Source organism: Chloroflexota bacterium (genome assembly GCA_035652535.1).
Taxonomy (GTDB): Bacteria; Chloroflexota; UBA6077; order UBA6077; family SHYK01; genus DASRDP01.
The window spans coordinates 18784-34859 of sequence record DASRDP010000124.1 but is presented as its reverse complement, the minus strand read 5'-3'; the positions used below and the strand labels follow the sequence as shown (position 1 = coordinate 34859).

General features: G+C 65.4%; 12 protein-coding genes. All 12 read right to left on the bottom strand.

Annotation, left to right across the window (positions count from 1 at the left end; genetic code table 11):
• Nucleotides 1-228: 228 nt before the first annotated feature.
• Complete coding sequence (locus VFC51_15610; protein ID HZT08450.1) at nucleotides 229-2943, bottom strand: valine--tRNA ligase; 2715 nt, start codon at nucleotides 2941-2943, stop codon at nucleotides 229-231.
• On the bottom strand, nucleotides 2943-3824 hold the full coding sequence (gene sucD / locus VFC51_15605; GenBank protein ID HZT08449.1) for a succinate--CoA ligase subunit alpha: 882 nt from the start codon (nucleotides 3822-3824) through the stop codon (nucleotides 2943-2945). Before sucD ends, VFC51_15610 begins: the two co-directional genes overlap by 1 nt.
• Before the next feature lies 1 nt (nucleotide 3825).
• On the bottom strand, nucleotides 3826-5010 hold the full coding sequence (gene sucC / locus VFC51_15600; protein ID HZT08448.1) for an ADP-forming succinate--CoA ligase subunit beta: 1185 nt from the start codon (nucleotides 5008-5010) through the stop codon (nucleotides 3826-3828).
• Between the two features lie 62 nt (nucleotides 5011-5072).
• Nucleotides 5073-5426, bottom strand: a complete 354-nt coding sequence (locus tag VFC51_15595; GenBank protein HZT08447.1) for a histidine triad nucleotide-binding protein — start codon at nucleotides 5424-5426, stop codon at nucleotides 5073-5075.
• Nucleotides 5419-6831 carry a tRNA (N(6)-L-threonylcarbamoyladenosine(37)-C(2))-methylthiotransferase MtaB gene (gene mtaB / locus VFC51_15590; protein HZT08446.1) on the bottom strand — a complete coding sequence of 471 codons (1413 nt, stop codon included), beginning with the start codon at nucleotides 6829-6831 and terminating at the stop codon, nucleotides 5419-5421. Before mtaB ends, VFC51_15595 begins: the two co-directional genes overlap by 8 nt.
• A gap of 44 nt (nucleotides 6832-6875) precedes the next feature.
• Nucleotides 6876-9509, bottom strand: a complete 2634-nt coding sequence (locus tag VFC51_15585; GenBank protein ID HZT08445.1) for a YfhO family protein — start codon at nucleotides 9507-9509, stop codon at nucleotides 6876-6878.
• On the bottom strand, nucleotides 9506-10285 hold the full coding sequence (locus VFC51_15580; protein ID HZT08444.1) for an SAM-dependent chlorinase/fluorinase: 780 nt from the start codon (nucleotides 10283-10285) through the stop codon (nucleotides 9506-9508). Before VFC51_15580 ends, VFC51_15585 begins: the two co-directional genes overlap by 4 nt.
• 11 nt (nucleotides 10286-10296) lie before the next feature.
• Nucleotides 10297-11223 (bottom strand): 50S ribosomal protein L11 methyltransferase, encoded by a 927-nt coding sequence (prmA, locus tag VFC51_15575; GenBank protein HZT08443.1) that lies wholly within the window; start codon nucleotides 11221-11223, stop codon nucleotides 10297-10299.
• Nucleotides 11224-11229: 6 nt separating this feature from the next.
• Nucleotides 11230-12387, bottom strand: coding sequence for a molecular chaperone DnaJ (gene dnaJ, locus VFC51_15570; protein HZT08442.1), 1158 nt, complete (start codon nucleotides 12385-12387; stop codon nucleotides 11230-11232).
• Between the two features lie 14 nt (nucleotides 12388-12401).
• Nucleotides 12402-14282: a molecular chaperone DnaK gene (dnaK, locus tag VFC51_15565; GenBank protein ID HZT08441.1), complete on the bottom strand. Its 1881-nt coding sequence runs from the start codon at nucleotides 14280-14282 to the stop codon at nucleotides 12402-12404.
• A gap of 43 nt (nucleotides 14283-14325) precedes the next feature.
• Complete coding sequence (locus tag VFC51_15560; GenBank protein ID HZT08440.1) at nucleotides 14326-14910, bottom strand: nucleotide exchange factor GrpE; 585 nt, start codon at nucleotides 14908-14910, stop codon at nucleotides 14326-14328.
• A gap of 77 nt (nucleotides 14911-14987) precedes the next feature.
• Entirely contained in the window at nucleotides 14988-16034 is a 1047-nt protein-coding gene (hrcA, locus tag VFC51_15555) for a heat-inducible transcriptional repressor HrcA (protein ID HZT08439.1), read from the bottom strand.
• Between the last annotated feature and the right edge of the window lie 42 nt (nucleotides 16035-16076).

The window sequence follows — 16076 nt, the reverse complement described above, 5'->3', positions numbered from 1 at the left end:
ACCTCCGTTATCTTTCCCAACTGGATAGGAATCGATAGGTCTTGCCGATGAGAACTATCGGGGGCAGCGGTAGATAGGGGCGTGGCGCACCGTAAACGCTTCGTTACCGTCCGTGTGTTGGACGTTACGGTGGAGATTTCGGGTACGGCGATCTCGGTTCGCGGCCAGAAACACGCGAAGCGCGCCACGCGTCGCCACGCACGCGACGAAAAGCTTCCGCGGTGGCTGTCAGGCGCGAAGCTGCTCCAGCAGGCTCTCGAGCTTCGCGAGTCGGTCGCGCAATGTCGCTGACTTTTCGCGTTCGCGCGTCACCACCTCCGCAGGTGCGCGATCGACGAACCCAGGGCGGCCCAGAAGCGTTTCGGCGCGCTCGATCTCGCGCTGCACATCATCACGCTCCCGTTCGAGACGCGCGCGCTCGCGATCGACGTCGACGATGCCGGCCAGGGGGACGTAAATGGTTGCGCCGCCGGCCACGATGGAGGCGGCGTGTTCCGGCAGCGTGGCCACGCGGTCTACCACGGTGATCGGCCGCAGCCGAACGCCGGGCAATTCGCCGATGATCGCGGCCGAGCGCTCGAAGAAATCGACGTCCTGCTCGGCAACGAGCACGGCGGCGGCCCACCGGGAAGCGTCAACGTGGTATTCGGCGCGGAGGTTTCGAATACCGCGAGCCAAGGCGATGATGGCTTCGACCCGTGCTTCCGCCTCAAGGTCTCGGCCTCCCGCGGCGGGCCACGGGGCGATCATGACGGACGGCGGAACCGATGCGTTCGCGCGTTGCGTTGAGTCGTGAGCGTTGCCGTGCACCAACGTTTGCCACAGCTCTTCGGTCACGAAGGGCGACATCGGATGCAGCAGGCGCAGCGTGTGCTCGAACACCCAGACGAGGTTCGTCCGGATCGCGTCGCGCTCCTCGTCCGATTCCGCGATACGGAGCTCGATCTTGGCGATCTCGAGGTACCAGTCGCAAAACTCGCCCCACAGGAAATCGTGCACCGTCCGCACGGCTTCCCCGATCTGGAATTCTTCCAGCAGGCGCGTCACGTGGGCGGTCACCTCGTTGGCGCGGCTCACGATCCAGCGATCGGCCTCGAATGGCGCTCCTGGCGCTCGTTCGAGCGGCGAGCGCAGATCGCGGGGCGTCCATCTCGCCGCCGCCGACTGAAGGAAGCGCCCCGCGTTCCAGAGCTTGTTCACGAAGTTCCGACTCGTCTCGAGCCGCTCGGTGGAGATGTTGGTGTCGTTGCCTGGCGTCGTACCGCTGACCAACGACAGGCGAAGTGCATCGGTCCCGTACGCATCGATCAGCTCTAGCGGATTGAGGACGTTGCCCTTCACCTTGCTCATCTTCTCGCGTCCCACACGGATGAGCCCGTGCAAGTAGACGGTCCTGAACGGCACCCGGCCCGTCATCTTGAGCCCCATCATGATCATGCGAGCGACCCAGAAGAAGAGGATGTCGTACCCCGTCTCCATTACCGTGGTCGGGTAGAACCGGCGAAAGTCGTCCGTGTCGTCCGGCCATCCCAGGGTCGAAAAGGGCCAGAGCGCCGACGAGAACCAGGTGTCCAGTACGTCCGGGTCCTGAGTGAGCTCGGTTGACCCGCACTCGCGGCAGCCGTCCGGATCCTCCACGGACGCGAAGACGTGGCCATTGCCGCAGGTCCAAACGGGGATCCGGTGGCCCCACCAGAGCTGGCGGGAGATGCACCAGTCGCGAATGTGCTCGAGCCAGTTGAAGTAGACCTTGGTGAAGCGATCGGGGATGATGTCGATCTCCCCCGCTCGCACCGATTGGAGGGCGGCGGCCGCGAGGGGCTCGATGCGGACGTACCATTGTTCGGTGACCAGCGGCTCGACGACAGTCTTGCAGCGATCGCAATGACCGACCTGGTGCGGATGTGGTTCCTCTTTCACCAAGGCTCCAAGCGCGCGCAATTCGTCCACGAATGCGCGCCGCGCCTCATTGGCGAGCATGCCTTCATATCGCGGCCCCGCCTGTGCATTCATTCGTCCGTCCGCGCCGATCACGAGGACGGTGGGGAGCGAATGCCGCTGTCCGATCTCGAAGTCGGTCGGGTCATGGCCGGGCGTCACTTTGACCGCGCCCGTGCCAAACTCGCGCTCCACCACCTCGTCTGCGACGATCGGGATGGGGCGATCGACAGATGGCACCAGGGCCGTTCGCCCGACCAGTTCGGCGAGCCGATCATCCTCAGGATGCACGGCGATTCCCGTATCGGCAAGGATGGTTTCGGGCCTCGTCGTGGCGATCTCGATGTATCGCCTCTCCGTCTCCCCCTCGACAGGAACGAGGGGATATCGGACGTAGGTGAGGATGCCCGGCTCCTCCTCGTGCACGACTTCGAGGTCTGAGAGCGCCGTCGAGCACCGCGGGCACCAGTTCGTAATCCGGGCGCCCCTGTAGATGAGTCCCTCATCGTACAGGCGGACGAACGCGGTGCGGACAGCGCGCGAGGGGCCCGGCTCCATGGTGAACCGCTCGCGCCCCCAGTCGACGGACACCCCCAGACGGCGGTGCTGCTGGCCAATGGCGGCGCCATAGCGGTTCATCCACGCCCACATGCGTTCGATGAACGCGTCGCGCCCAAGATCGTGTCGGCTCTTGCCCTCGGCAGCCAATTCGCGCTCCACCACGAGCTGGCCGGCGATTCCTGCATGATCGCGGCCTGGGAGCCATAACGTCGCGTCGCCGCGCATGCGGTGCCAGCGGGTCAGGAGGTCCTGGATAGCGGCCGTAAGGGCGTGGCCAAGGTGGAGCTCACCCGTCACGTTTGGCGGGGGCATGATGATGCAGAACGTGGGCTTGGACGGGTCAGGATCCGGCGCGAAGTAGCCGCCTTCGAGCCATCGCTCGTACCATCGGCTCTCGACCTCTTTCGGGTCGTACGCCTTGGCCATGGGGAGCCGAGTCGCCATCAGGCGCTCCGTTCGGCCAAGAGCCCGATCAGATGGCTCACGACGTCGTCGAGTGTATCGCCGACGTACACACCGGCCCGCCGAAACGCCTGAAGCTTGCTCTCAGGCGTCCCCGTGTTGCCCGAGATGATCGCACCAGCGTGGCCCATGCGCTTGCCGGGTGGAGCGGATCGCCCGGAGATGAAGGCGACGGTCGGCTTGGGATACCCGCGCCCGATGAGATCGGCCGCCATCTCCTCGTCCGACCCGCCAATTTCTCCAATCAGCACAACGCCGCGGGTCTGCGGATCATCGCGGAAGAGGTCCAGAACATCCACGAACGTCGTCCCGATGATGGGATCGCCGCCGATCCCGACGCAGGTGGAGACGCCGTGTCCAGCCTCGGTGATGAGATTCACGACCTCGTAGGTTAACGTCCCGCTCCGGGAGACGACGCCAATGTGGCCTTCCCGGAACACGTCTGCCGGCATGATGCCGACCTTCGCCGACCCGGGCGTCATAACGCCCGGGCAATTCGGACCAATGATGCGAACTCCACGCTCGGACGCGAACCGCACGGCCTTCACGACGTCGAGCGTCGGGAGTCCCTCAGTGATGCAGATCACCAGGGGCACGTGGGAATCCGCGGCCTCGCAGATCGCGTCGGCCGCGAATGGCGGCGGAACGAAGATGATCGACACATTCGCGCCGGTGCGCTGCGTGGCGTCCCGGACAGTATCGAACACGGGCACGCCGGTGACTTCGGTCCCCGCCTTTCCCGGCGTGACGCCGGCGACCACCTTGGTGCCGTAGACGACCATCTGCGCTGTGTGAAACGCGCCCTCTCGTCCGGTCACGCCCTGCACGAGGACGCGTGAATCGGGTCCGACGAGAATTCCCATTTTAGCCCAGCTCCCCGCTCGTCGATTCCGGACCGGACCGAGCGGCCGCTGGCTGCGCTCGCGCGAGCTCGATGATCTTCCTGGCCGCCTCGATCGGTCCGGCGGCGGCCACGAGGTTCGTCCCCTGGAGCAGCGCGCGACCTTCCGCGGAGCGGGTCCCTGCCATCCGCACCACGACGGGCACGCGAATGTCCAGGCTCTCCGTTCCCGCGAGAATGCCCTTCGCGACCTCGTCACCGCGCGTAATTCCTCCGAAGATGTTGAAGAGGATTCCTTTCACGTTGGGGTCCATCAGCAGAATCTCGATAGCGGTGCGCACGCTCTCAGCCTGGGCGCCGCCACCGATGTCGAGGAAATTTGCCGGACGCCCGCCCTCGCGAGTCACGAGATCGAGAGTCGTCATGACCAGTCCGGCCCCGTTCCCAATGATCCCGATGTCTCCGCTCAGCCGAACGTACGTCACGCCGCGACGGTGCGCCTCGGCCTCGATGGGATCTTCCTCGGTCTCCTCGCGATACTGCACCAGATCTTTCTGTCGATACAGGGCGTTGTCGTCCACGTCGAACTTGGCATCCGCGGCGATCACCTCGCCTGTGCCCGTCACCACTAGTGGATTGATCTCGACCAGCGACGCATCGCACCGCAGCATGAGCTCGTAGAGGGCGTGGGCGACGCCTCCGATGGCTCGGGCCGCCGGCAGCGCAAACCCCGCTTCCGTAATGAGGTCGCGGATCTGAAAGTCGAGAGGCCCATAGGCGGGGTCGACGACGAGCTTAACGATCTTGTCCGGATGGCTAGCCGCGACCTCTTCGATGTCAACGCCACCCATCGCGCTGGCCATCATGATGACCCGCTTGCTCATCCGATCAATGGTTGCCGAAAGGTAGTACTCGGCGGCGATGTCGAGCGCGCGCTCGACGAGGACGTGCCGAACGACGAGTCCCTTGAGCGGCTGTCCGAGCATTCCGGCGGCCAACGTGCGGGCGTCGGCTGGCGTGTCGGCGAGCTTGATGCCGCCGGCTTTGCCTCGCCCGCCCACGTGGACTTGAGCTTTGACCACGACGCGACCGCCGAGTCGCGACGCGATCGCCCGCGCGCTGTCCGGATCGGATGCCGCCTCCCCCTCGGGAATTGGGATGCCGTAGCGGGCAAATATCTCCTTCGCCTGGAATTCGTAGAGCTTCACACCACACCTCTTCCATACAAGTGCCGCGCAAGGGGGAGCGCTGATAATGCTAGCACAAGCGATCAGACGAGCGGCGTCGGCAGAGGGCGGCCGCCCAATAGGTGTACGTGGAGATGGTCGACCGACTGCCCCGCGTCCCGGCCCTGATTCACGACCAACCGGTACCCTCGCGACTCGATGCCCTCCCGCCGCGCGATCTCGGCTGCGGCGCGGATCACCATTCCGACGAGCGCGTCGTCGGCAGGCGTGATGGCCGCCGCCCCCGAGATGTGCCGGTCCGGCACCACCAGGATGTGCGTCGGCGCCTGGGGTGCGATGTCGCGAAACGCGGTGACACCATTTTCGCGGAATACGACCGTCGCCGGAATCTCACCGCGGACGATTCGGCAGAATAGGCAGCTCGACTCGTCAGCCATGGGCTACGTCCTCCTCGTCGGTCGCCACCTCGCCGACGAACCCCGCTCGCGACAGGTCGCGGAGGCGGACCGGCAGCTCTCTTCCGAGGAAGTCGCCCGGCGACTCGATCTCTACCCGAAGATAGTTGTCGGTGAGCCCGCTCCACCGTCGGCGCCCGTTCGAGCACGCTGCGTCGACGGTCAGCTCCTCTTCGACCAGCACGCGGCGCGCCGTGCCGAGAAAGCGCCGGCGAAAGCGCTCGGCGTTGTTCGCGCTGACGGCACGCAGCTCCTCGCTTCGCGCCTTCCGGACGTCCATCCCCACTTGGTCCCGCATTCTGCTCGCAGCGGTCCCGCGTCGCGCAGAGAACCGGAAAACGTGCGCATCCGCGAACTCCATGGCGCGTACGAACCCCACGCTCGCACGGTGGTCCGCATCCGTCTCGCCGGGAAATCCCGCAATGAGGTCCGCGGTGATCGCCACGTCCGGCACCCGCGCACGGATGCGTTCAACGAAGCGTGCGAAGTCGGACGTGGAGTACCGGCGCCCCATGCGCTTGAGGACGGCGTCGCACCCCGACTGCAGGGGCAGATGCAGATGGGGGCACAACCGGGGATCGCCGAACAGCTCCAGGAAGTCCGGTGGCCAGTCCTGAGGTTGGATCGACGAGATGCGCACGCGCGCGATCGTGGTTTCCCGCAGGATCCGGCGAACCAGGCCCGCAAGCGGCTCGCCGGGGGGCGGGAGGGGCTGGCCGCGCTGCGCGTATCGGTCGCGACCGAAGGCGCCGATCTGGACACCGGTGAGGACCACCTCCCGACACCCTCGATCCTCGAGCTCCTGGACCTCCGCCACGATTTCGTCCGGGGAGAGGCTCACGGCATGGCCGCGCGCAAACGGAACGATGCAGTAGGTGCAGTAATCGTCGCACCCGTCCTGCACCTTGACAAAGTGCCGCACGCGCGTCGCCGGCAGGACGTCGGGTCCCGAGCGCCAGGACGCCTCTTGCTCATCGGACGTTGCACCGCCGATGGCCAGCCCCAGAGCGCGGAGCTGGGGAACGAGACCCGACTTCCCCGACGCGATCACGACGTCCACCCCTTCGACCCGTCGGACCTCGTTCGGTGCGATCTGGGCGTAGCATCCCATGGCGACAACGAGCCCATCTGGACTTGCCCGCCGTGCGCGCCGAAGGAGCTGCCGACCCTGCTGGTCCGCCACGTGGGTCACCGTGCACGTGTTGACGATGGTCAGATCGGCGGGCTCGCCAAACGGCACGACGTTGACGCCGCACTCCGCAAGCTGCACCAGGACCTGGTAGCTTTCCGCCTGGTTCAGCCGGCACCCCAGCGTTGTCACGGCGGCGGTTCGGATGCGACGCGTGCTGTGCTCCGGGGCGGACGGAGACTCGGAAGCGGTTTGCATGGTCAAGAAAACGTCCCAGCGCCTGTCTGGTCTTGGCCCGGATTCTACCGCACGTCGTCGACCGGACTTCGCCCGGCGAGCGGTGACCCTCGGACCGTCGATCGCCCGCGCACAATCGTTACCGCGATCGTCGCGATCAGGATGAAGAGACTCGCGATGGAGACAGCAACGCCGAGGCGAAAGTGCGGCGGGAGATATCGCAGCTCGACCAAGTGCTGGCCCGGCGAAACGGCGACACCCATGAAGAGGTAATTCGTGCGAAGGATTGGAGCTTCGACCCCGTCGACCGTTGCGCTCCACCCTGGATACAGTACGTCGTCGATCACGGCCACCCCGCCCCGCGGCGCATCCACCCGCAGGTCGATGCGGCCGGGGAGATAGCGAGCCTCCAGGACGCGGGCGGCATCGGTGCCTTGCCCGTTCGCAGGATCGCACGAACCCTTCACGTCGCACGCGGTGATCGGGAGGTCCGACGCCACGACGACAGCGCGGGACGATGAGTCGTCCGACAAATCAGCAAGCCAGTCGAGCGCCGCCTCTTCGTCATGTGCCGCGACGACGTGGTCAGCCACGTACGCCCGGGGGCTGGCTCTGGGATTCTCCCAGACTCGCGTGCCATCCCCCGAAAAGCGGAGAATCAACCCCTCGTTTGCCAGTTCTCGGGGCGTCGCGACTCGGTTGTCTCCATCGGGCACGAGGATCCAGCGAATGCCCGCCGCGCGCATCATGGCCGCGCTCGGTCTCCACAGAAAAAGATAGAACCGCGACCGAATGTCGGACCGCAATGACGCATCCATCTTCTCGAAGTAGGTCAGCAGATGGCGATCGGCCACGGGTTCGTAGACGCGAAAGTCGTGGAGATGAAACAGCACGCTTGTGTTGGGAAGCAGCGTCTCCGCGAGCCCCACGACTCTGCCCTGCGCGTCGGTGTCCTGGAGGAATGCGATGGGCGACGGGACGCGCCGAAGGAAATCCACCGACGTCACGGGGTTGTAGCGCGAGCCGAAGAGCATGAGATCCACCGCCAGCACCAGCGTGACCATCGCCGTCGCGGCCTCGGGCGCGTGCCGACCAAGCCATGTTCGGCCGGCCCACGGCCACTGCATCGCCCCGCGGCCCCGTGCGAGCATCGCGAGACGCGATTGCCACCCCGTGCGCCTCACTGCAATAGCAACGGCCGCCAGCGCGGCAGACCACAACAGCGCCAGCGTACCAGCCTTCCACAGCTCCCGCACGCGGAGCCCCTCCGCCTCGGCGCTCGAAAGGGGAAGCGCGGCGGCGCTGCTCGGCGCCAACAGCCAGGGGGCGAAGGTGAGCAGGACGCAGCCGAAGGCTACGAGCGCCAGTCCTCCCGCAGCGACTTCCGCCCGCCGCGGCTCGCGGAGACACTGATCGAGTCCCAGGCCGCCCAGACACGCCAACGCGAACGCCGCCAGGTGGATGAACCGCGTGTTAGCAGCGAAGGCGAGAAGAGGGAGACGCCGAATCTCGGTGATCCCGGGCACGCCGTAGGCGAGACCGAGGGCGAGCACGGCGACGAGGGCGAGCCCCGGCCAACCGGGTCGTCTCGGCCGCAGGGCGGAAAGGAGAGCCAGCGCAATCACGCCGACGCCCACGTAGCCGAGCGTCTCGTTGTAGTTCAGGTAGTTGAGCGGACCGAACGACGCGCTCAGCGGGGTCCCAAAGAACCTCGGCACCACCCACGTGACCGCCGTTTCGGGATCGAGTACGACCCGGGACAGGGCGCGACTCCCACGCTCGAAGGCTGTGACGCTGTCGGCGATCGAGGCCACCAGAGGCGCCACCTGAACCGCCGCGACGCCCGCGCCAACGACGACGGACACCGCGAGCCCGCCCAGCGCGCGCGCATGAGACGCGAGGGCGCCTCGGCGAGGCTCCGTGCCGTTCCCGGGTGGCGCAACCTGCCATCGCCATACGAACACGTACGTGGCGAGCAGGAGGAGCGTATGGACCGTCGTCTCCGGGTGCCCTCCGAAAAACTGAATCGCCACGAGACCCGCGGTTATCGCCCACCAACGAATGGACGGCATTCGTAGCCAATGTGTCGCGGACCAAAAGAGGAATGGGACCAGCGCCAGCGCGTTGGTGTGAGGCCAGCCGAGCCAGGTAACCATCGGTCCGGAGAACGCCCACGCCACCGCGGCGAGGACGCATGCAGCGGGTCGCGCCGCAAGCGCGCGTAAGAAGAGGGCGCTACCCACCGCCGCGATGGGCGGTTTCGCCAGCTGGACGACCGTGGCCCCGATCTCGGGGCTCAGCCATGCTGTGCCAAGATTCAGCGGATAGAGGAGCGCCGACTGTCCGTTGGCGAAGAGGGGCACGCCCCCGCCCGAATACGGGTTCCAGAAGGGAAACCGTCCCTGCGCGAGCTCTTCGTGAGCAAAGGCGCGCCAGGGGTACATCTGCTGAATCTCATCGCCGAGCAGCGGATTTCGGGGCCGTTCGATAGACGATGCAGCCGACCACGGCGCAAACGCGTCCAGCATGTCGGCGGGAAGGAGAACTCCTCCTCGGGCGAGGCCGGGTCCGTACGAGAGGGCGACAATACCCAGCGCGACGGCCAGCGCGGCGATGACCGCGGTCGAGTCCTCCGAACGGCAGGACCAAGCGACGATTCGCGCGATTCCCCCCGGTACGCGAACGGGGCGCGAACTCACACCGCGAATCGCACGCGCACGGGCGCACCCACTCCCAGCCTGAGGTGCCGCGCGGCGCTGCCGCCCGGAGCCGCAACCTCGAGCCAGCCATCGCTGTTGAAGAGTGCGACGAGTCGGGCGGCCGGGTCGTATCGGTCGCTGAGGCCCATGATCTGGGCGGAGCCGGCGGTTACGTCCCGAATCGGTCGCTCGCCCAGATCCGCAGATCGAATGTTCGTTACGAGGTTTCCGAAGCGATCGACGTCGAGGACTACTCCCCGGATCTCATCAACGCCACCCGTGACACGGGGAAGCTGGAGCTGCTCGATTTCATCCAGCCACGGGCCGAGATCATCGATCTGTCCGCCGCACGCGAGATGCGCGGCGACCGGGGCGAAGACGTCGCGCCCGTGAAAGGTGGTGCTCACGATCGGCTGCCAGTACGCCCGGTTCGTCAGCTCCACGGCTCGCCAGGCGGGGCTCCCAGAGTCGGCAGCCAGACTCAGCACGCCATTATCCGGCCCGACGAAGAAGTGCGAGTGGGCGGAGACGGCGATCGCGCGGCGCGCGCTGCCGACCCCCGGGTCGACCACGACGAGGTGCACGGTGCCCGCGGGGAAGTACGGCGCGGCCGCCGCGAGTCGCAGCGCACCCGCGCGAATGTCTTGCGGCGGAACCGCGTGGCAGAGATCGACCAGTCGCGCCTCCGGGCAGCGCGTGAGGAGGACGCCCTTCATCGCCGCGACGTACGCGTCCTCGACGCCGAAATCCGTCGTGAGCGTCACTACCGAGGTCACGATCGACCGCCCTATCGCCGCGCACCGTCGGGAGCGCGAGCCAAGATGGCAACCCAGTCGCCGTCCTTGCGCACGTCGTGCACGGAGAACCCGACATCGGCGAACGCACCGCTGACCATCGACTGCGCCTCCGCGAGTATCCCGGATGCAATCAGGCTGCCGCCTGGCGACAGGAGCGCGGCATACGCGGACGCGAGGCTGCTGTTGACCCGGGCCGTAATGTTGGCCAGCACGACGTCGAACGAGCCGGCGGCGCCGCGTCTGCTGAGCAGATCCGACGGCGCGCCCTCGAGAACACGGATGCGGCGCGACAGTCGATTGAGGCGAACAGTCGCGCGCGAGGCGCCCACGGCGACCGGATCCACGTCGATGGCCGTCACCGACGGAGCGCCCAGGCGCGCCGCCGCGATGGAAAGGATCCCGGAGCCACACCCCACGTCAAGGACGCGCGTCTTCGTCCCGACGGTATCCTCGGCAAGGATGAGGCAGAGCCGAGTCGTCGGGTGCATGCCGGTTCCAAAGGCCAGGCCCGGATCGAGGCGGACGGTGATCTCGCCGGGGGCCCTGCGGTGGCGGCGCCAGGCCGGCACGACGACTGTTCGCTTCCCAATACGCAAGACCGGGAAATACGCTTTCCATGCGTGTGCCCAGTCCTCCTCCGCCAGCCGTCGAACGGGAAGCGGCTCAACCTGGCGGATCTGCCCGAGGTGCCAGAGCGCCTCTTCGATGGTCCGCTGCAAAGCCGGCGCCGCCGCATCATCCGGGATGTAGGTCTTGACCGTCGGTCGACGCGAGAAGTCGCGCTCCGGGCTCTCGTCGATCCGTGGCTGAACGAACGGCTCTTCGATCGCGATTCCGTGACCGTGCTGGCGAAGGACTTCGGCGACAGCCTCGACCGCCTCGTCGTCGGCCGCCACCGCGATTTCGAGCCAGCTCACGCTCGGCTAGACTCCAAACGCCTCTTTCACTTTGTCGAAGAGGCTCTTCGCGTTCGCATTGTTCGTCTTATGGAATGTCTCGCCGAGCTTTTTGAACAGATCTTTCTGCTCTCGGGTGAGGTCGGTCGGAACCATGACGTGCACGCGGACCTGAAGATCCCCGCGGCGGTTCTCGCGGAGGTGGGGGACACCCTTTCCCTTAATTCGGAAAACCTTTCCATACTGGGTTCCCGCAGGGACGTTGATCTCAACCGGGCCATCCAGCCCGGGGAGGGTGTAGCTCGCGCCCAGCGTCGCATCCGCCACGTTGACCGGTATGTCCAGCACCAGGTCGTGGTTTTGGCGCCGAAGCACGAGAGTGTAGCCCTCCCACTCCAGCGACTGCTGCGATGGCGCGTGCACGGTGACGTACAGATCGCCCGGAACGCGACCCCCACGTCGCCGATCCGGCGGCTCTCCCTCGCCGGTGAGCCGAATCTGCGTCCCGTCGTCGATTCCGGCGGGAATCGTCAGCTCGATGTGCTTCGCGACCTCAACGCGACCGCTCCCGCGACACGCGCTGCAGGGCGTCTTAATGACCTGACCCTCGCCACCGCATCGGTCGCACACGCTGACGTTGACGAACTGTCCGAAGATCGACTGATGAGATCGGCGAACCTCTCCGGTTCCATCGCAGCGAGCGCACCGCTCCGGTTTGGTTCCCGCTTCGAGCCCCGAGCCCGCGCACGCGCTGCACGTCTCGAGCTTTTGGATTTCCAGATCCCGCTTCGTCCCAAAGACGGCGTCTTCGAAGGAGATGCTCACGTCAGTGCGAAGATCCGCGCCGCGCTGCGCACGAGGACGACGACCCGCCGAGCTCCGGCCGAAGAACGTGTCGAAAATGTCCTCGAAACCGAAGTCGGCGAAGCCGCCGGCGAACCCGCCATTGAAGGATGAATCGACGCCGGCGTGACCAAACCGATCGTACGATTGCCGCTTCTGTGAATCTTGAAGGACCTCGTACGCTTCGCTGATCTCCTTGAACCGATCAGCCGCATCCGAGCTCGAATTCCGGTCCGGATGGTATTCGAATGCGAGCTTCCGAAAGGCCCGGCGAATGTCATCTTCCGATGCGGAGCGTGGAACGCCCAGCACCTCGTAGTAGTCGCGCTTGCTCCTGGCCATCTCCTGCTTCTGCGTCAAACCTCTCGAAATTCGCCTTCCACGGTGCCTTCATCGCCGCCCTTGGGCGGCTCTCCCTGGCCGGGAGCGCCAGCCTGGCCATAGACAGCGGCGCCCAGCTTCTGCATGGCTTGGCTCAATGCTTCCGTTGCGGAGCGTATCTCATTCGGGTCATCACGTTCCAGCGCGGTTCGAACGGCAGAAATGTGCTGCTGCACCTCGTCCTTTAGCGCCGCGGGCAGTTTGCCGTCGTCCTCGCGCAGGATCTTTTCCGCGGAGTATGCGAGAGAGTCGGCGTTGTTCTTGCTCTCGATGACCTCTCGAGCGCGCTTGTCCTCCTCGGCATGGGCCTCGGCCTCCTTCGTCATCTTCTCGATCTCGTCCTTGCTGAGACCGCTGGACGCCGTAATGGTGATGCGCTGCTCGCGGCCCGTCGCTTTGTCCTTTGCCGAGACTGAGAGGATCCCGTTGGCATCGATGTCGAACGTCACTTCGATCTGAGGCAGCCCACGGGGCGCCGGGAGGATGCCATCCAGAATAAATCGTCCGATGCTCTTATTGTCGTGGGCCATCGGCCGCTCGCCCTGGAGAACGTGGATCTCGACCGACGTCTGGTTGTCGGCCGCCGTGCTGAAGACCTGGCTTTTGGCCGTAGGAACCGTGGTGTTGCGTGGGATGAGGGGCGTCATGACGCCCCCCAAGGTTTCGATCCCCAGGGTTAGGGGCGTCACGTCGAGGAGTAACACGTTCTTGACGTCACCCTGGAGCACGCCAGCCTGGATCGCCGCGCCGATCGCAACAACCTCGTCTGGGTTCACCCCCTTGTGGGGCTCCCGGTTGAAGTACTTCTTGACCATCTCGACGACGGCCGGCATGCGCGTCTGGCCGCCAACCAGGACGACTTCCTCCACCGCGCTCGGCTGGAGGTTTGCGTCGTTCAGCGCCTGGCTTACGGGTCCCTTCGTCCGCTCTATGAGGTCGCCCGTCAGCTGCTCCAGCTTGGCCCTCGTGAGGGTGAGGACGAGGTGTTTCGGGCCAGAGGCGTCCGCCGTGATGAAGGGAAGGTTGATCTCCGCCTGCAAGACGGACGATAGCTCCACTTTCGCCTTCTCGGCCGCCTCCTTCAGACGCTGGAGGGCCATGCGGTCCTGCCGCATGTCGATGCCCTCCTGCGCTTTGAATTCATCGCAGATCCAATCGATGATGCGCTGGTCGAAATCATCGCCGCCCAGGTGGGTGTCGCCGTTGGTGGAAATGACCTCGAACACGCCATCGCCTAATCGGAGGATGGAGATGTCGAAGGTGCCGCCGCCGAGGTCGTAGACCGCCACCTCCTCGTCGTTCTGCTTCCCCAAGCCGTACGCCAGGGCCGACGCGGTGGGCTCGTTGATGATGCGGAGAACTTCGAGCCCGGCAATCGTTCCGGCGTCTTTCGTCGCCTGGCGCTGGCTGTCGTTGAAGTACGCGGGCACGGTGATCACGGCCTGGGTCACGGGCTCGCCCAGATACGCTTCCGCGTCGCGCTTGAGCTTCTGGAGGATCATCGCGGAGATCTCCTGGGGCGAATAGGTCTTTTCCCCCAGCTTGACACGCACGTCACCGTTCTCCGCGGCGCTGAGTTGATACGGCACCAGCTTTCGGTCTCGCTCCACCGCAGGATCGTCCAGTTTTCGACCCATGAAGCGCTTGATGGAGAAGATGGTGTTATCCGGATTTGTGATCGCCTGGCGCTTGGCCACCTGGCCAACCAGACGCTCACCCGTCTTGGGATTCACGGCCACGACGGACGGTGTCAACCGGCTGCCTTCGGCGTTTGGGATAACGACTGGCTCGCCGCCCTCCATCACCGCTACGACAGAGTTGGTAGTCCCGAGATCTATGCCGATCACTTTTGGCATGCGTTACTCCAAAACGTGCAGGATGCGGGGCGACGAACTGCGGTCATGACTGGTTCTCCGTCTTTGGCTCCGATTCAGAAGGACGGCCGACCTTGACGAGCGACGGTCGAAGCACTCGGTCGTGGAGCCGGTAACCGCGCTGCAGCTCGGCCGTCACCACGGTCGCCTCGCCGGGTTCGCCGTCGCGCAGCACCGCCTCGTGTTCGTGCGGATCGAACTCCTTGCCCGATGCCTCAATCGGCGTCACGCCATGCGCTTCGAGGATCGAGCGGAACTTCCGCTCGATCAAGAGAATACCGTCGATCCACGTGAGCCCGCGAAGCTCCTGAGGAAGCCCGGCGAGAGCCCGCTCCAGATCATCGAGGACGGGGAGCAGGTCGAGGATCAGGCCAGACTCCGCGAACTTGACGAGCTCGCTCTTTTCCTGCTCTGTCCGCCGACGGTAGTTCACGAAGTCCGCCTGGCTTCGCTGCCACCCTTTCAGGTTCTCTTCCGCCAGCGCCTGAGCGTTCTGGAGCTGGACGGTCAGGGACTGCACCTCGTCCTGCCCCTCCTGACGGACCGCCTCCGATTCAGGCGTTTCGGCCTGAGGCTCGGTCTGTTCGTCGTGTCGATTTGCTGGTTCCATGAACCCCTCTTCCGAGAGCACCGAATGCTGGGGATGTTTGCTGCCTCGAGTCGAGGCCTCGCCGGATTGCTCGATCGTTATGAAAGAAACGTCGATGCGAGAAGCTGGTCGAGCATGCCGGCCGTGTACGTAACCATCGGAACGGTTCGCCAGTACGGAAGCCGCGTTGGGCCGATCACGCCCACGACACCCAGCATGTCCCCCTGGCGACCATACGTTGCAAGAATGATCGCGCAATCGCGCAGCGGTTCGATGGGCTGCTCCTGACCGATAGCCACGTAGACCCCATCCGACTGGAGGAGCGGCTCCATCAGCGATGGCAAGAACGCGTGGTGCTCCAGGGCCTCCACAACGGGTCGGAACTGATCGCGCGTCTCGAATTCCGGCTGCGCCGCCATGTAGCTGATGCCGGAGATGTACACATCGCCGCTCCGGGCGATGAACTCGCGGTCAGCCTCGTCGAGCAGAGCGATGATGGAACGGCGCAGCTGTTGATGCTCGTGCGGCGGCTCAACACGTCGGATCTCCGCGCTGGACCTGCCCACGTACACGGCGTTCCACTCCCTCGCGAGGTCCGAAAGCGATTCGGGCGTATCGTCGTCCGGAAAGCGCAAAACCTGCTGGCGCACCATTCCCGATTGCAGCACGACGACGAGGAGCACCAAGCCCACGCCGATGGGAACGAAATCAATGTGCCGAACGATGCTGGTTCGCGAGACTGGCGGCCAGATCATGACCGGATTCCGCACGTGGCTCGACAGGACGGCTCCCGCCAGTCGAAGCCACTCGTCCACGTTCAGCTCAATCTGGTGGAACTGATGCGAGATCATCCGCGCTTCCATCTCGCCGAGACGCGCACCGCCCATGAGCGACTCGACGTAGTAGCGATAGCCCCTGTCGGACGGGACGCGGCCGGAGGACGTATGCGGGTGATACAGGTACCCGTACCCCTCCAGGGCGGCCAACTCATTTCGGACCGTCGCGGATGACACGCGCGGCACATATTTCCGGACCAGCGCGTCCGACGATACCGGTTGAGCCGTCGAGACGTACTCTTCGACGACGAGCTTGAGAATCTGGCCGCGCCGCGGGCTGAGCGTCTCTTCTGTCGCTGCTTCAGACAATTAGCACTCTCACCGTTACAGTGCTAACCACAGGATACCAAC